The organism is Photobacterium lipolyticum (assembly GCF_003026475.1).
Lineage (GTDB): Bacteria > Pseudomonadota > Gammaproteobacteria > Enterobacterales > Vibrionaceae > Photobacterium > Photobacterium lipolyticum.
Map to the genome: position 1 here is coordinate 57,801 of NZ_PYMC01000004.1, position 16,519 is coordinate 74,319.

General features: G+C 46.8%; 23 protein-coding genes. All 23 read right to left on the bottom strand.

Going from position 1 to position 16,519, the window contains the following annotated elements; translation table 11 throughout:
- Window positions 1-132 precede the first annotated feature (132 nt).
- A complete protein-coding gene (locus C9I89_RS07710; RefSeq protein ID WP_107282779.1) occupies window positions 133-330 on the bottom strand; it encodes a hypothetical protein in 198 nt (65 codons plus the stop codon).
- 1 nt (window position 331) lies between these two features.
- A complete protein-coding gene (locus C9I89_RS07715) occupies window positions 332-1,096 on the bottom strand; it encodes a hypothetical protein (RefSeq protein ID WP_107282780.1) in 765 nt (254 codons plus the stop codon).
- Window positions 1,087-1,776 carry a hypothetical protein gene (locus C9I89_RS07720; RefSeq protein WP_107282781.1) on the bottom strand — a complete coding sequence of 230 codons (690 nt, stop codon included), beginning with the start codon at window positions 1,774-1,776 and terminating at the stop codon, window positions 1,087-1,089. Before C9I89_RS07720 ends, C9I89_RS07715 begins: the two co-directional genes overlap by 10 nt.
- A gap of 20 nt (window positions 1,777-1,796) precedes the next feature.
- Complete coding sequence (locus tag C9I89_RS07725; protein WP_062859697.1) at window positions 1,797-2,333, bottom strand: baseplate complex protein; 537 nt, start codon at window positions 2,331-2,333, stop codon at window positions 1,797-1,799.
- 16 nt (window positions 2,334-2,349) lie between these two features.
- Window positions 2,350-4,776, bottom strand: a complete 2,427-nt coding sequence (locus C9I89_RS07730) for a phage tail-collar fiber domain-containing protein (RefSeq protein ID WP_107282782.1) — start codon at window positions 4,774-4,776, stop codon at window positions 2,350-2,352.
- 5 nt (window positions 4,777-4,781) lie between these two features.
- Window positions 4,782-5,384, bottom strand: coding sequence for a phage tail protein (locus tag C9I89_RS07735; protein WP_107282783.1), 603 nt, complete (start codon window positions 5,382-5,384; stop codon window positions 4,782-4,784).
- Window positions 5,371-6,558, bottom strand: coding sequence for a baseplate J/gp47 family protein (locus C9I89_RS07740; protein ID WP_107282784.1), 1,188 nt, complete (start codon window positions 6,556-6,558; stop codon window positions 5,371-5,373). Before C9I89_RS07740 ends, C9I89_RS07735 begins: the two co-directional genes overlap by 14 nt.
- The gene (locus tag C9I89_RS07745) at window positions 6,551-6,883 is read right to left on the bottom strand and encodes a DUF2590 family protein (protein WP_107282785.1); all 333 of its coding nucleotides are present in this window, start codon (window positions 6,881-6,883) and stop codon (window positions 6,551-6,553) included. Before C9I89_RS07745 ends, C9I89_RS07740 begins: the two co-directional genes overlap by 8 nt.
- Window positions 6,883-8,760 carry a phage tail tape measure protein gene (locus C9I89_RS07750; protein WP_107282786.1) on the bottom strand — a complete coding sequence of 626 codons (1,878 nt, stop codon included), beginning with the start codon at window positions 8,758-8,760 and terminating at the stop codon, window positions 6,883-6,885. The genes C9I89_RS07745 and C9I89_RS07750 overlap by 1 nt, the downstream gene beginning before the upstream one ends.
- 26 nt (window positions 8,761-8,786) lie before the next feature.
- Complete coding sequence (locus C9I89_RS22480) at window positions 8,787-8,930, bottom strand: DUF6890 family protein (RefSeq protein ID WP_170107657.1); 144 nt, start codon at window positions 8,928-8,930, stop codon at window positions 8,787-8,789.
- Window positions 8,931-8,971: 41 nt separating this feature from the next.
- Entirely contained in the window at window positions 8,972-9,235 is a 264-nt protein-coding gene (locus tag C9I89_RS07755) for a putative phage tail assembly chaperone (RefSeq protein WP_107282787.1), read from the bottom strand.
- On the bottom strand, window positions 9,232-9,471 hold the full coding sequence (locus C9I89_RS07760) for a hypothetical protein (RefSeq protein WP_107282788.1): 240 nt from the start codon (window positions 9,469-9,471) through the stop codon (window positions 9,232-9,234). Before C9I89_RS07760 ends, C9I89_RS07755 begins: the two co-directional genes overlap by 4 nt.
- Window positions 9,472-9,473: 2 nt before the next feature.
- A complete protein-coding gene (locus tag C9I89_RS07765; RefSeq protein ID WP_107282789.1) occupies window positions 9,474-9,704 on the bottom strand; it encodes a hypothetical protein in 231 nt (76 codons plus the stop codon).
- Window positions 9,701-10,213, bottom strand: coding sequence for a hypothetical protein (locus C9I89_RS07770; RefSeq protein WP_107282790.1), 513 nt, complete (start codon window positions 10,211-10,213; stop codon window positions 9,701-9,703). Before C9I89_RS07770 ends, C9I89_RS07765 begins: the two co-directional genes overlap by 4 nt.
- Entirely contained in the window at window positions 10,210-10,428 is a 219-nt protein-coding gene (locus C9I89_RS07775) for a TraR/DksA C4-type zinc finger protein (protein ID WP_107282791.1), read from the bottom strand. Before C9I89_RS07775 ends, C9I89_RS07770 begins: the two co-directional genes overlap by 4 nt.
- A gap of 9 nt (window positions 10,429-10,437) precedes the next feature.
- On the bottom strand, window positions 10,438-10,893 hold the full coding sequence (locus tag C9I89_RS07780) for a phage protein (RefSeq protein ID WP_107282792.1): 456 nt from the start codon (window positions 10,891-10,893) through the stop codon (window positions 10,438-10,440).
- Window positions 10,894-10,896: 3 nt separating this feature from the next.
- Complete coding sequence (locus C9I89_RS07785) at window positions 10,897-12,036, bottom strand: DUF2586 domain-containing protein (RefSeq protein ID WP_107282793.1); 1,140 nt, start codon at window positions 12,034-12,036, stop codon at window positions 10,897-10,899.
- Between the two features lie 15 nt (window positions 12,037-12,051).
- Window positions 12,052-12,708 (bottom strand): virion morphogenesis protein, encoded by a 657-nt coding sequence (locus C9I89_RS07790; RefSeq protein WP_107282794.1) that lies wholly within the window; start codon window positions 12,706-12,708, stop codon window positions 12,052-12,054.
- Complete coding sequence (locus C9I89_RS07795; protein WP_107282795.1) at window positions 12,692-13,183, bottom strand: phage tail protein; 492 nt, start codon at window positions 13,181-13,183, stop codon at window positions 12,692-12,694. Before C9I89_RS07795 ends, C9I89_RS07790 begins: the two co-directional genes overlap by 17 nt.
- The gene (locus tag C9I89_RS07800) at window positions 13,183-13,605 is read right to left on the bottom strand and encodes a head completion/stabilization protein (RefSeq protein WP_107282796.1); all 423 of its coding nucleotides are present in this window, start codon (window positions 13,603-13,605) and stop codon (window positions 13,183-13,185) included. Before C9I89_RS07800 ends, C9I89_RS07795 begins: the two co-directional genes overlap by 1 nt.
- A gap of 121 nt (window positions 13,606-13,726) precedes the next feature.
- Window positions 13,727-14,440: a phage terminase small subunit gene (gene gpM, locus C9I89_RS07805; RefSeq protein WP_107282797.1), complete on the bottom strand. Its 714-nt coding sequence runs from the start codon at window positions 14,438-14,440 to the stop codon at window positions 13,727-13,729.
- A gap of 2 nt (window positions 14,441-14,442) precedes the next feature.
- Complete coding sequence (locus C9I89_RS07810; protein ID WP_107282798.1) at window positions 14,443-15,450, bottom strand: phage major capsid protein, P2 family; 1,008 nt, start codon at window positions 15,448-15,450, stop codon at window positions 14,443-14,445.
- Window positions 15,450-16,370 (bottom strand): GPO family capsid scaffolding protein, encoded by a 921-nt coding sequence (locus C9I89_RS07815; RefSeq protein WP_107282799.1) that lies wholly within the window; start codon window positions 16,368-16,370, stop codon window positions 15,450-15,452. The genes C9I89_RS07810 and C9I89_RS07815 overlap by 1 nt, the downstream gene beginning before the upstream one ends.
- Window positions 16,371-16,519 lie beyond the last annotated feature (149 nt).

The window sequence follows — 16,519 nt, forward strand, 5'->3', positions numbered from 1 at the left end:
CCCCCTCCTTATAAGGGGGCTTTTTTTGTTTATTACCAATCACTTATCAAGCAAGGGAATATGTAAAGTAATCAAAGTGGCGACAGAATGGCGACAGATGGAATTTATTCTCTCTCTTAACAGTTTGAATTATTAGACTATAGAATGTTCCCCTGCTGAACTTCCACCCTTCACATCAGCCTTACCATTCTGGGTTATTTCATCCACCACGGCATTGGCAATGGCCTCGGCCATCTTACCCGCCATCGCGAACTCACCATCGAGAACAAAGCCCTGGGCTTTCAATTCGGTTTCCAGTTTCTGTTTCAGTGACGCTTTGCTTAATGCCATCTTATTTCCCTGCGAATACGGTGGTTGATACATCTACGTGTGGCTTGCCCATGAACGGGCAGATACTTGCGCCAGTACAGACCCCTTTGCCACCATTGAGTTTGATGGTGTCTGCATCTTCTGTGATGTTCTTGGCTTTGATGGCTAGGTCTTTGCCCACAGTAAGATTCACTTGCCCTTTGATGTCCTGAACCTGATCTTTGAGAATGGTAATTTCTTCACTCTGTTTCACCACAATCTTTCGCATCTGCTCAATAATGGCGGTGTAATTTGTGGCGTTCACTGCTCTGTCGATACAATTCAAGGTAGCGTTTTTATCTGTGGTGCTTTCAAAGTTGCCATCTTGATCAACGTGGTGATAAACCCCTTGGCGCTGTTGGTAGCGGCTTTCGCCTTCTTTGATAGCCGGTAACTTGAACCCAAGCGGAAGAACGCAACGTATAAAGGGTTTGTCGGGTTGGCCGAACATAAAACCTAACTCCACGATGCTACCAATAGCAGGTGGTTCTAGTCGGCCAGCATGATCACCAAGACCAGGAACCGGAAGCGGTACTGCCTGCAGTGGTGGTTTGTCTTCGTATTCCATGCCCTTTTCATCGAGTAGCTGAACATCCACAGCATAGTGAGGATAAAAGCGATCAGACAAATCACCTTCTTCTGGAAGTTCTGGCAATGCGACAACCTTGCCCCATCTTGGCAAATGCCACTGGCCAGTGAACTCTGGGAATAAGCGGAAGATAATGCGCTTAATAACATTCACATCCATGTTAGCTTTGCCTCCGTTCCTTCAAACTCTACACCGACTAATCGAAGGCCATTCACAACAACACCAGGCTTGAGTCTTGGAATAGCCGGTATCTTTACTGACTTGTTGGCCGTGTGGTTTGTCATGAGTCCATTTGGTATGGTGACGGGCTTATCTGCCCAGAATGAATCCTGCCAACTGCCTACATAAATTTGCCCGTTGCCTTGTTGCTGCCAAAACAAATCACCAATGCTGAATGCTTGGGCCAGTTCGTCGATAACTCGATAGCCATTACCATCACTATAGAAACAAGGAATAGCGGTTTTGCTGTAAGCTTTCTCTGGTACCACAAATTGAAGACCCGTTTTATTGGTCACTTCGCTTAGTAGCTGCATCAGTGTTGGGTGACGCATGATGATGTTAAGCGGCTTGTAAAGTATTGCCGCTAATTCGCGGCAAAAGACTTTCGACCAACCTTTTTCGGCTGGTTGAACTCGCTCGATATAACCCAGAAAAACTCGCGTAATATCATCGCCCCAACCTAAGTCCACGGCGATGATGGTATTTGGCTCTGGATTCCCTTCAACCGCGAGTTCACAACGCCCTGGTGTGTTTTCACTAAAGACAATGCGATGGCTTTTCACCTTGCCTTTGTCTTTTCCAAGGTAAGCGCGGCAAAGGAACTTGTTGTTTGTTGTCATACGTCACCGCCTTCTCACGGTTAAGCCAAAGCATTATCGACAGCTTTGAGTACCTTCATCACACCCGTTAGTTCTACTTCTGTACCTGGCGGCACATCGTCACTTTGTCCTGCTTCAACGGGTGTATTCACGCCTTGTACTTTTTGTTGTGCGGCGGGTTTATCCGGTTGGCGTTGTTCCACTCGTTCTGGTACCGATAGATGCTCTACCAGTTCAAATGAAACGCTCCATTGCCTGTGAGAATCTTGCTCATCGGCACGAACGGCACCTTGAAATTTCACCTGACGAATTTTCAAAGCCTCTGCCGTTTTATTGCTAATGCGGTAGATTTGACGAGCATCGTTTTCTTGTGCTTCCGCCATGCTAAATAAGTTGGTTAATAGCTGCTTTTTGGTAAAAGGGATCACGCCTTTCACAGTCAGAATTTTACCTTTGCTACCTGTTTCCGCTTGGTCAGTAGCCGAGGTCTGGCCGGACATGTCCTGTCCGGCTAGTTGTTGACGAACGCTAATGCGTAGGTTCTTTAGTGGGAGTTGAGTGCCGTTTAGGGTTAGCATTTTATTTCACTCTCATTTAAACAGCGCTTCCGTCATTGATTGCTTTTGGCACTCCGGACTTTTTACGGTAAATCCCATCATCATCAACCCAAAAGTAATGAAATCCTTGACGAGTTACTGGAATTCTCGCCCCCTCAAAGCTCACGAACTGATTATTTGTACAATAATAACAATGCTTCTCTCCTAGAGGCCCAGTGCCATCTACTCGAATCCTATTATTAATATTATTTTTCCCTCGTCCGTTAGCGATAAGAGGAATATCTTCAAAAACATTAATACCCTCACCATCAACTTGATCAATGACTAACATCACATAATCAGAAGCTTGATTGTCTTCAATATTAAAGTTATCTATATCCAGTTTCCCATAACGTTGTATCAGCCAGTGCTGTTTCCCACCGTAGGTTTTTACATTATCAATTTCTAATGAGTGACAATCGGTTATAACTAAGGTTTCATCCTCAACATGAGCTACATAGTTATTAATAGATAAATAGCCATCTAAATAACCCTCTACACTTTTTAAAGCATGTGTGACATTTTTACTTGTTACATTGTTTATAGTAACTCGTTTAAATCCTTTATTTTGAATTCTTATATCTCGTGTAACATCTTCTATCTCCACACCATCAATTTTAACGGTATGCGTCCTGTCAATTATCGGTATGTCATTCGGGTACGCGATAAACAGACCCTCAATGTCAGATCCAAACCCGTTTCTTTTCGCCCCTCTCATTATTGTGCCATTACCGACATGCCCGTTTGACACACCAGAGAAACGAATAACCCTGGTACCATACTGGGTGTTATAGTTCTCAGCGGTAACCCCAAGAACTTTTACATCTGACGCCTGATAGACCGGTGTAGCACCAATTTCGGATAGTGTTTCTGAGGTGACCAGTATTGGTTCACGATGATAACTATCTCGATATGTTCCCCCAGATATTTCTCCCGTTGATTCCAGATAAAGAACACCCTGCCTATCTGTTCGCAATGTAATACAGTTTAATGTAGTAGCATCTTTACAAAATCTGTAGAGGATTCCCGGATAAAGACCCACATTTGATTTGGGTATGTCATGAACATTAACAGCCTGTACATTTATGTTATCGCAACAATAAAAATAAAATGCTGACATTCCACAATCATCATCAAATGATATATTGTCAGCGTTACCATTAAACTCCATACCTATAACAGTAAAGTTTTCATCCCGTTCGAAGTTTGGGTCATAATTAACACCAAAATCATTACCAATGAAAAAATAACTTTCCTTATAATGTCCTGGAATCGCTGTTATTTTGCACCCCCATCCATCAACAACAACATCTGAACCTGCTGCAATTTTTTTCCCATCATAAAACAACTCCATGGGTGGAAATATAATGCGCTTAGCCCCCGTTGCAACTGCCGTTCTAATTGCTTCCGAATGATCTTTGTTTTCATTCATCTCTTCTGTAATAAAATAATCCACACGAACAAATGAACGAAAAAGACTGTGTATTATTTGTTCTGGAGACAATGGATTGAACTTAAACTTTAGATTCTCAGAGTTCGACCAAATATCTAACTTACCACTTACCCACTCTTTTCCCGCACTTTCACCCTCCGGCCTTAAATCACTCACCGAACCATCAGCCAACACCTGGGCAATCTTACAAACAAAGTGCTTCATGCCATTGGCATCGGTGTAATCGTCTTTTTCTTCAGCTGTCACCACAAAATCAAACAGGGTGACTTGTTCACCTGTTGGTGTGCCTTCGCGGTGTGCGTCTACGTAGATGAATGATGGCTTGTTAGAGACTTGAACGTTGCGATCAAATTCGAGTGTGACACGGTTACCCGACACATAGCCGGCACCCGCTTTGATGTTGAATGCGCTAGATTGTGGCGTGACTAAGAAGCCGTCTGCGATAAACCAATCTTTACCGTTCTGGTCGATGATGGCTTGCGCGGTATCGGTGTCCATCTTTTTCATTCGGTCGCTAGCGTTGTATTGCCAACTTTTAGCATCAACCGTGATGTTGGTGATTTCGGCAACATCTTTATATTCAAGCGTGATGTTTCGAACTAACGTATTCCCAACAATACCCGGCTCATTGGGTGTTTTTGGTGTGAGTGCATGGTGGTCAATAGTTACTAGAACGCCATGCTCAGAGCTGTAACCACCTGTCCAGTTAAACTCAAAAGGGCCGTCGCTACTTTCTAGTGTGGTTGTATAAATAACCACGTCAGCACTTAGTTTTCCTCTTGTTTCTACTGACTTTTCAAATACCACGTGTTCTGTCGGGATCTCATCATCAGGCTGAGGGAAATCGGCTCGATTAGGTATATTCGCGAAGATAAACTTATCTAGCTTAAAAGGCACTTCTTGAGCATTTACATCTGCCAGAAGAGATTTACCTGCTGCTGTTAAAATCTTCGTTTCCGTAGTATTTGCCATGTTTATTAACCTTTAATCACTGCGTTGTAGTACTCGCATTCCATGTTTTGCACTTTAGGTAATGCATGAACTGCAATTCTGTTTTTGATGTGTGCATTGTCGTAACTTGCCTCTAGAGACTTGTTCTTTACAGCCAACGGCATTTCGACATAACTGGTGTATTGATAACGGCGACAGGTACGCCCATACTGGCGAACCACCGTGTCTAATAATTTCGGTACCTTGGTTAAGTCACCGTCTCGAATTTTTAGGCTGATCACATCCCAATCGACGTTCACTAACCTTTCATCTTGGGCAATGTGCGGATAGCCGAGCTTTTCAAACATCTCCTCCCATCCGGACACTGAGCCAGCATCACGAGAAAACCCGTAAGCATGAGCCACACGAATTCGAAACAGGTATTCGGGCTCTTGGCCTAGCTTTTCCACTCCACGCTGCCAAGCCAGAATATTGACCAATGCAATTGGGGCGGTCAGTGGGTCATGCTGTTGCAACGGCATTTCAAATGCGGCTTTCACATGTTCCCAGTAATTACGCATTGCTCGGGCGAATTTTGCTAACTCGCCTCTACCCATCCAGTAACGCAGGTTTATCTCAGGTATTTTCAATGGATACCTCCAACGTTTGAATGCGTGGCACTGTTAGGTCGTTAATGATGTCGGCATTATCGAATTCGAGTGATTCAATCTGTGCAAACTGGCCGTGTAGCTCTTGGCCTAATTTGGAGAAACTAAAGCGCAATACCGGATTAGTCACCGTTGGCGAATAATCGGTGTTCTCTCGGAATGCCGCACCAATGAACTTTTCAACCGCAGCTTTTAACTGGGTACGCTCATCCATCGTAAGAGAGCGAAGCGGCCACACATGACAAACAATATTGGCCTGCGTTTCTGGCATCGCCATTACCTGCAGATCATCACCATGGCCGTGTTGCCCCTGGCTGCGAATGTAGGTGTTTAAATCGGTCAGCATTTCCGGTGATGGTTCGCCCGTATCAAGCAGAATGTAGGCGTTCGCGGTACCTGGCCCACGCGGGGCGTTATGCTCGAAATACACGTTGTCATCATTTATGCCTGCGCGACTTGTCAGCAATGAACGGTAAGCCGCATCAATGTGCCATTTAGCCACCGCGCTCCATTGGTTGCGGATACGTAAACGAAGTTCATCGTTGCTTTCCTTATCGGCCCCGGCTTCGAGTAACCACTCGGCGGGATTAGTGGCTGCAGCAATGCCCGGTAACGCTGTAGGCAAAATATGATAGTAACCTTCGCCTAGGTTATAAGCCGCACCCTCTTCTTCTGCCTCGACATCGACCGGAACCATGGTTTCGTTTTCAGGTAATGTGGTATCAGCAAGCACCCGCACACGGTAGATATTGCCGTTGATTGGTTCGGTTTGGATCCAAGTGTCTTTTGGAATGACCAATGCCGGGCCTTTCACCGCCGCACGCTGAAAGGCGATCATACCTTTGGCCTTGGTTGCGCCCTTGCGAGTGAGCTTGCACTGCCAAGCAAGTAGGTCTAACCATTGGTCGACGGCGGTTGCCACAAACATGTTTGGCAGAACGTAGCCCACCAATAGCGTCATGATGAGCCACAAGGTGACTTTCACCACTGCCGATTCAATCAAGCGCCAAAACGGGGAGAAAGGCGAATCATTAGAGATAATGCACTCTTCCTTTTCCATCTCCTCTTTCAGCACTTTTTTCCAACTGGCTGTATCGGTAGGAATACCGGATTGCTTTACCAGCTCGACGTAATCTGGCTTAGGAATATCAGACATTGGTTATCTCCGTCGTTACATCGCCAAAGTCTGCAGTCGTGGCGAAAACATAAATCGTGCCTTCTGTTGGTTCTTCTAATCGCACTGTGCCAGGTACCAAACGAACGTCTTCTTCAACCAACAGTTCCAACTTGGTGCGAATATCCGCTTTCTTTGATGGACTGCGTTCTGCGATAAGCTCAACCGCCAAATTGCTTTCAATGATGGCGTGTTTTATGTCTTGGGCGATCACGGCTCGGTCTTGAATCAATACTGGGTTGCGGCCTGCATCGAGCACCACATCACCCTTTTCGATCAGCAAATCCTGATACTTATAATCCGCCATCAGCCTGCCGCCATTTCTAATTCACTCGCCATGTCTTGCGGGCTGCTCATGTAGGTTGGATAAATCGCCACGCCGCCGTAATTGGTTGAACTGGTTTGATAGTTGGCGATGCTCTTGGCCGCGCCACCTGGCTGAATTTGTGCGTAAGGTTTTGCGCTTTGGACTGACTTGGATTTCACTTGAATAAATTCATCATCACCGCCGAAACCTGGTAGCCAATCTGCAACACCTCTCACGGTTTCAAGAACACTCCCAAAGCCATCGCTTATCCAACCGAATAGGTTAGCGAATACCGCCGTCACCTCATCGACAATGGCAAACAAGCCACTAAAGCCGCTGGTATCTGAAAACCCACTCATTACCCACTGCCAACCACCACGAATCACTTCAAACAACATGCGAATTGGAGCTGAAAGCAGAGTTAGAGCCTGAAACCAAGTGATGTCACCAAACGAGGCTTTCAGATCATCCCAGTAATAAATCAGTGCACTGACGGCTGCTATTGCGGCAATCACTGCGCCCACGATCAAAATGATTGGGTTAGCCGCTATCGCAATATTGGCGGCAAGCATCACAACACGTAGCCCCGCCATACCTTTGGTCAATAATAAGTTCACACCTGTGAACATCTTCATGGTGAGCATGTAAGTCGCCATTGCTTGCTTACCAACGCCCATCATCAAGGTAAATGCGCCCCCTGCTGCTGCCGCGCCTAAAATTGCCATGCCAGCAAAGCCAATGTATTTGGTTAGATTCGGGAACATCTCTGTCCACTTAATTATCTCTATTCCACCATCGGCCAAGCTTGAAATTACAGGTAAGAGAGAAGGCAGTAACGCCGCACCAAAGGCGGTTCGAACAGCAAACACGCCTTGTTCGAGTCGTTCCCATTGGTCGGTCATTGAACCTGCCATTTGTTCTGCAACATCGAGTCCATTCACTTTGCCAAGTTCATTAATTGAACTGGCAAGCCCATCAGTGTTTTGCATCAACAACTGGATCATGGCCGTTGCTTCTTGGGTACCGAAGGCTTTGCTCAACTCTGCCGATTCAGCCACAGAAATCGTGTCACCATAACGGCCTTTGATTTGATTCAGGATGTCGACCATTGGCAGCATCTGCCCTTGGGCGTTTGTGAACTGCATGTTCAAGGCTTCTTGCGCTTTGGCAGTACCCGCTAAGAACGCGCGATATTTGGTACCCGCTTCACTGCCACTCATGGTGGATTGCAACGTACCCAGAATCGCCATTTGCTCAGTCATGCCCACACCGACAGAGGTTGCCGCAGCACCTACCGAAGTAAATGCCGATGACATTCCATCACCCGTAGTCTTAAACATCTGAACCGCTTTCGCAGTTTGACCACCCAACACATTTACCCAATCCGCCTTGCCCATTTCGTTCGCTGAGTTTTGGAAAATGCCATACATGGTGCCGACGTAATTGGTAATGGTTGACGTATCCGCTTTGGTCGCTGCTGCAAGCACACCCGAAGCGCGGGTAAACTCTGAAAGCTCATTGCCTCCTAAGCCAGAAATAGCAGACTGAATATCATAAGAAGCAGCCACAAAATCAGTGGCCGATTTTCCATATTCAACCGAAAACTTCATTGCTGTTTGGGCAAGGGTTTTCAACTGGTCGTCGGCAACGCCAAGTGATTTCACTTCACCTAGCTTTCGGTCCATTTCAATCGCTGGCATCAAGGCTTGTTGTAATGCGAAACCTGCACCCACCATGCCTGCCGCACCTGCCATCATGGTATGAGTACCTTGACGATAGGCGTTGGTGACATCATTCAAATGACGTTGAATATTACCCAGAGGTTTTGAAATCTGGTCAATCAATCCAATTTGAAATCTGAGTGCTTCTGGTAACATCAACAATTCTCTATGGGTTAGTTAGCTTATCCACCGAAAGCCTTGGCTACGCCGCACGCGGTGACGGCTTGCATGTTTTCCCAATGTTTTTTCTCTAACCAAATCGCGTAAGCAAGGTTCTGATCAGTATCCGGTTCATTGGGTAGCCACTTTCGCCGCCACGCATACATTTGTTGCCTATCGCTGCTGTCAATGGCAGCGACAAGCCCATCTATTTTTTTACTGAGATAGAAAGCTTAGGTGTGTACTCTTTAAGAACTGCGCCATAAATCTGCGTGGCTGCGCCTGCGTTCGCTTTGGTGATGTCGCGAAGTGCGTCTTTTGAACCTTCGCTGACACAGCTCATCAAGAAGTTGTGAGACGCACTACTTATATCGCCTTGCATAATGGTGTTTTGCGCTTCGTCGTATTCGGCTGGCGTTGGGTTGAATTCAAGTTCTACTTCGCCAATGGTTAAAACAATTGCTTTTGTCATGCTGCATCTCTCTGTTTAAGCATTTCAATCATTCTGCTAAAGCCCGTTTCAATCTGGCGCTCTACACGCTCAGCCAGGTCTTTAACTTCATCTTTGGTGGCGTAATACTGCGCCACATGAGTTTTGTAGTCCGAAAGCTCTTTGGACAATTTGAATAAGTAGCCAATCAGGGCACTGACTAACAAGCTAAGAAATGTTGCCAGAGCCACTAAAGCGTTTAGCCAACTTGGATCCATAGCTATTCCTTCTGTGGGATTTCCTTCAATCGCTTGCCTTGAAGTGACGAGACCACATCATCAACGGTTTCTTGAACAACATCATTGGTGGTTAAGCCTTTGAGGGTTTCCAATCCCCACACCACAGCGCGAGATGCAAAACGCTCAAGAATAATTTTCCAACCGATTTGAAAGAACAGGCCTTTCAATACTTCCCATAATGTCTTGCCGATAATTCCAGTTAAAAAGCTCATGTCTCATCTCCAACCATGAATTTGTAAGCATTTAGGTAATCCGCCTCGGTGGCTTTACCTGCGTGAGTGTTCCAATACTTTTTGGCGTACCGCGCTAACCCTTCGAGATCATCTGCTTTTGGCAGTGCTTCTGGGAATCGAATCAAGTTCAACCGAGCGGTAGCCACCGCGAACTGGGGCGAAATCACCATATAATCGGCATCGTTTTTACCAATGGGCTCTGCGCTAATTGGTGCAAACATAGATAAAGCATCCAACAGGTGAGGTCGCGTTTTACCTAGCCATTCAATCAACCACCCGAAAGTAGCCGGTTCCATTTGGGTAAATCCAAGAGCAGGGCCACGAACCTGTTTTGAATAGGTCAATTTTCCAGACTCATGAGCCACAATCATCAAAATTAGATTGATAGCGGCTTGCGTGTTCATCTTGCCGTGTCCACCTGTCGCCATATCTAAATGGTCAAGAACAGGCTTAATCACATGCTCTACAAAGAGCTTTCCTAGTTTCATCGCTTCATTCGCTCCATGTCGCTTTGGCACTGGGTGCAGTGTTGACACCCTGGTACTTTTTGGCGGCGTTCTTCGGGTATCGGGTCGCCACATTCGCCGCATTCCTGTGCGCTTTCCCATTGTTCAGCTCGGTGGGCCCTTGCCCGTTGGTTGGCAATCGCCATTTCAGTGAATTGGGCTTCGAAACGGCAGCCTTGGTCGATAACATCAGTCATCAAGCCCCCTTATTGCACCAAGTCTTCGGTTTCATCTGGGCGCAGGTATGGCGTTCCGTTGATGTTCACAAAGTCCGGGCTTGTTACTTCAAAAGGCAGTTTATGAACCAGAGCACTGCCGCCATTAGAATCCGCATCAAGCAAATCTGAGATTTTGATTCGGCAACCAAAGGCTTCAATCTTCAGCTCGTCTTTATCGATTTTGCCGTAGAACAGCGCATCAAATTCCGGCATACCACGCCACGAACCGGCTTGTTTTGCTGCCTTGCTCAATTGGTTAAATTGCGCGGTAGTCAGTTCCATTTCACCACTGGCTTCCACATCGCCATCAACCCAACCATCTGGTACACCCGATGTTTTATTGACAGCAGAGTTATCCGTAATTGAAAGGGTGACTTTCTGAGCCTTCAGCTTGTAGTCGCCCATTGAAAAGTGCATGTTCTTGCCAGAAATACGCATGCTCATAAATTAGCCCTCCGCATCGGCTGGGTTAGAAAGGTCTAGCGCAATGTTGACCCCGATATGTTTCGGGCAGTTATGTGGCTGAACCATTAGCCCGATCACTACCTTGGTTTTGGTTATCCATTGAATGGTCACATCTTCATCGCGCGGTGACATAATTTCACCAGGGAAGGTAATGCCGCCAATTTCCGTGGTTTTCGACATGATCTTCATGTCTTTGCGGAAATATGAGCGGTTTAGCTCAATGCTAGGAGGCGTGGTGTTCAGGATCCGGTCACCAATTCGGCGAAGCGCTTTAACACGAACACGGCGATTTAGCTTGTGAACCGGGCGAACATATTCAAGGTATTGATAATCACCACCCTTGGTTTCTAGCGTGGTCGCATCAGACCAATACACACCTTCAAAATCGGCATACCACTGCGGCACCGAATGACGGGCATCGGCCAATACTGTGATAGTGCTCATTTCGAGTGGCTTTCCTGCGCTATCGACTGGCATTTCGCCAAGGCCTAACGCACTGCCTGTTGCCACACGCATTGGCGTATCAGCTACCGTTACCGCCCGATCACAAAGTCGGCCACCAAGTACACCCACGTTGTTGCCATTAAGCTGGGGAACCGGTACGACCATGTTTGCCGCGACATCTTTCACCAGGCTCAGCATCATGGCTTCGTATTCAGACCAGGTTTGGTTCAGGGCTTCAGGTTCAGCCGACACGCTGATACCCGGACAAGCTGCAAGGAAGAACACCCAACGCCCAAGCTTACTGGTTAGCTCGGTGGCTTTGGCTTGCATTGCAGTGAACTCAGCTTTGTCTGTGCTGATGTCTACAATACAAATGCCTTCAAACGAGTCAGTTTGGTTGGCAATATCTACCGCTTCTTGCCAAGTAGCATCTGCAGCCAAGCCGAAGATGGCACCCGTCCAGTTTTGTTTGCCATTGAGCTGCGCGGCTTTGACGTTCGCGCCTAGCGCATCATCGGCAACCACTTCATCTAAGTTGGTCATGTTATTGATGCGCGTGACTTTGCCTTGCAGTTCGGCTTTATCGGTGCGCCCGATATAGAGCAAATGGCGTTCGATTTCTGGAACCCCGCCTTGCCCTAAATTGAGGTTATTTACCTCTACCTTTCCGGTTGCCATTGATTATTTCCTCGCTTATGTTCGCGTCTTGGCCTGCTCAATGATTTTTATGAGTTGGCGGGTTACTTCACGGTCGTTGCTGCCTAAAATCTGGCGCTCTGCTAAGGGAATATCCCAAGCGTTCTTTGACGGTTCGCCCTTCATGATTCGAATCATCAAACCAGCCTTACCTTTGTTGATGTTTTCCATGATCCATTTGAGGCTCGGCTTCTTTGTTCCCTTCCCTTTTTTCCTTTTTACTTCAAGCCCAAGCTCTCTCAGCTTTCGTGCTTGGGACTTAGTGCAAGGCTCTTTTGGGTCAGGCGTTCCATATTTCTTTTGCATCTCGCGAGCAGTCACTTTTTGGGCTTGCCCAATGTGGTGCCTTGCTGCAATTTTGGCGGTGAGTTTGTTACTCCACGTTAGGTCTAACGTGTTGGAATTTCTTACATAGGGCTCTAACCCCTTCGCCATACGACGCATGACCTTGCCGCGCTTCTTACCTTTCCGACCTTCCAGCGCCCTGCTGTGAATGTCTTTTTGCTGCTGAATACGCTTGCGTGTATTGGCTTTTTCCCAACGGCCAAGGGTTTTTAATATCCAAAACCGTTTCTTTGGTGGCAGGGCCAACATGGCAAGCTTTTCTTGCATGTTGAGCTGGTCACGTTTGTTGACCTTAATTTGCGGTTTCATTAACCAGCTCCGCCTCTTCGGCAGTATCAATCGGTACCGCCTGCACCCGATAAGTTTCCCCGCGCCAGGTAATCATTCCTTCTGGGTCAGGGATCATTTCAATCGGTTCGATTAGCTCTAATTCAATCGACACATCTGCAGCCTCATGGCTGATCACATCCACGGATAAAGATGGATCGTCTAGCTCGTCTTCATTGCGGTCTATATCGTGGTCATGTAACCAACACGCCACCAAAGCGAACAAGTTGCGCGGGTCCAGTAACTGGTGAGGGAATTCCTCTACCGAGATCACCGCGTTGTATTTCCAGTGACAAGCGACATGACCGCCATTTCCCTTGTCTTCACCATCTGGCACGATTGAGCCGTTCTCTTGCCACGAATCGATTTTGTTATCGAGCACATTGCTTCTCAGGTGAGAAACTATGTATTCAGTAAGATGCTCTAACTTGGTCTTGGTATAGGGTTCAGTCACCATCAGATCACCCCAATTGATGCACGACCAAATCCTAAAAGTTGGCGAATATCGCGTGAACTTTGGGATAAGAAACGGTCTTGTTGGTCAATGTCGTCGGTTGCCGCATTATTGGCTTCTTTTCGGCGGTCCTGGGTGGCAAACTCCATCAGCAAATCAGCATGAGCACGACCATAGACCGCACGTTGATAAATCGCTGTTTGGGTTTCATCTAATGTTGGCGGATTGCCATCGGCATCAAGCAGGGTTAATAACTGGTTTTGAACCGCATTCGCTGCGATACGGATCGCCAATGCCATCGATGCATTATCAAACGTGGTCGGAATGCGACGAAGCTGACGGAATTCACCGGTAGACAGTTCAGGCCAGCCGTTACCTGCAATTAGCGTGGTTTCATCTGTTTTAAGTTTTCCACCAAGGCTCATCACGATTCCTTTTCGCTTTACGTATTAAATAGATGCGCCTCTAGCCACTGGTTCGACGGATTAAGCGGAGTAATGAATTACTTGCTCATCCTCGCCAGCCGAGGCGCGGTGGCATAGGAGCCTATAAGCGGTTTTCTTTAATCGCTCGAATTCGGGCCAGTGTTTTATCGATCATTGAAGAAACGCCAACCTTCGGATATTGCGCGTTAGCTTCACCTAGCAATGCAACGGCGCTTTCTAAGATTTGAAGATCACCCACAGCGGTTGGTCGCGGTTGCCCATCGCTATCACGCAGTAAATGCAGGCCTGCAAATTTGAACCACTTAGCGGTGAGCTTTTCATTGATGCGCCACTCTTCACGCACTTTGAAAAATACCTGGCTAAAGTAGGGCTCTACGCTTTGGCCTTGTGCTGCCATGCGTTCGGACCAGGCCAACACCTCATCAGCACAGAAAGTGGCAAAGTCACGCTTGAATCGCTCGGGTGTATCGAGTTCACGATCAATGGCTTTTTGACACCACTCAATGGCAGTTTCTAAATCTTCCACATCGAACAACCAGATCACCATTTGGGCAAATAGCGGGTTGTCGTATTGCTCGCCAGAGGCTAAATACTCTTCAATGTATGGCTTGAATTTAGGGATCAGCTGCTCACGCTTGTGTTTCACCTTGTCTTCAATACGATTAAAGGTTTTCAGCACTTTCAGATCACTGTCGAGCTCATGCAAAAGCAGATGAAGACTTTTGGGTTCTTCAGATACCGAGCTCACCAATGAGGAGCGGTTTTGCTGTTTGGCTAACATCGCTTGGCGTTGTTTGGCTAACGGACTTGCCATGTTTATGCCTCCGCAGGAGCGGCAATGGTGACAGCTTCAATAGCAGCGAACTTATCAAAGTCACCTACGGCGTAACCTTCCATGCGCAAATAAGAGTTCTCGAATTGTTTTCGATCTTCCTCATTACGGGCCTTACGCCATTGGGTACCCTTCTGCGTCAGAATTTGCAGGTTCTTCAGGTTTGTGACCCAGATTTGATTGGCAGGGAAAAATGGCGGTGTATACGCGACTTTTCCGGCAATGGTTTTCGCGAGGCTCTGTGCAGCCTTATGCTCGGTCGGAACCGTGGCGGATTCCAATAAACGATGCTGCTCAGAGGCAACCAAATCACGCCCCACAATCACCACCAAATCAGTACTGTTTTGGTAGGTTTCATGAATGGTGGTATTGATTAAATCATTCACCAGTGAATCAAGGTTTTTATACGAATCAACGGTTGCGCCCGTAGGGTCTAACGTTGCAGCAGCTAAGACTTGAGCCGCCTTTTTTTCTTTTACAATTGTCAGCCAGCCTTTGTTTACATCTTCACCGTTCGGGTTTGCGGCTGGATCGGTTGTGTCTGCAATCGTTTTACCGTGGAAACCCACCCGCAACATGTCTAAGGCGAAGTTACGAGAAATCGCGGTATTCATTAACTTAACGAACTGGCCTGATGTACCGGCATTTGCCCATTGAGTTAGCATGGCCCACGTTACCGCAGCACAAGAATCCGTTTCGACCAGCTCATAAGTATTACCATCAATACCCAGCTTCTTGCGGAAGCGGCCATCTTTAACACGGCCCGTTAATAAAGCACCGGTGCCCACATCGACCACCTGGCCTTTAATCTGGTCAACCGACTGCATTGAAATCATGCCGAGAAAGGCATCAGATTCCATGATGGCCTGGCGCAGGCGGGTTTCAATTGGTGGAGCAATAGCAAACTGTTTGGATGGATCACTCACACCTGCATCAGACGCCACTGCTTGACAATATTTTTGTAGATATTCAGTTGAAATGGCATTGAGCATTAAAATGTCTCCACTTTCGTTTGATTACCCGCACCTTCACCAGCCGGCGCTTGATTCGGTAATTCCTGTTTTAATGCATTGAACTGAGTTTCCATCTCACCTTGTTTCGTTAACAAAGTGTTCAGCTTTTCATTTACCTGGCTAAATTGTTCAGCCGTAATTGATTCGCCCTTTGGTTCGGGCTCATCTTCAGGTTTTACATCGGTTTCCGGTTTACCTTGAATGGAGAACTGTTCGACCTGACTGGCAAATTCTGTTTGCTTTTCTTCAAGCTCATTTTGCTTGGTTTCAATGTCGTTCAGCTTGCCCATCATTTGGTTAAACTGCTCGGTGTTCATTGGCTCTTCGTCCTTATCGCTATCAGAAGGGGTTGGGGCTAAGTTGGGTAACTGCCCGCCAGAAGAGAAGAAATGAGCAATGGTTGAAAACGCACTAGCAATCAAGCTGTGATCTCTTTCCATCACATCACTTAAATCCAGCTCTTCTAGTTGGCTGTATTCGTGTTCACTGTCTGTTGAGAATTTAAGAAGTGTGGTTCCTGTTGATGCTGGCGAATCAGTCACGGCCAACCCCATCAAGTAGCAACGGCCAGAACCGCAATAATCAGGATTAGGCTCGATAGACATAAATAACTTTTGCCCATCAGCATTGGCATTCAGCAGGTATTTATTGGGTGAAAGTTTGACTAATAAACGGTACTTACCCGCCCGCTTTTCCGCTTTAACTTCATCAACCGTGCCCCAGTTTTTTCCTTCAAACTTGTCCCATCGACTACGGGAATGCTCAGGCCAGATAAGCGCACCATATTCAGTCGTTGAATACTGATCTGCCATATCCAGAATCCACTGCTTAGTGATGGTGCGACCGTCAATGGTTGCTCCTTCCGTTGCAGCGATTTTCCAGCCTGATTTCTTACTCATAATTACCTGTCAGTGCTTCAAATGAATGTCGATTTACGGCAAGAATACGGACTTGAAGTTGGCAAATCATGCAGTTCTGTTCGGGGTAATTCGGATACAGCCCCTATCCGAAAACAGCCGAATTTTTGTTAATCATTTGCCTATTTCAG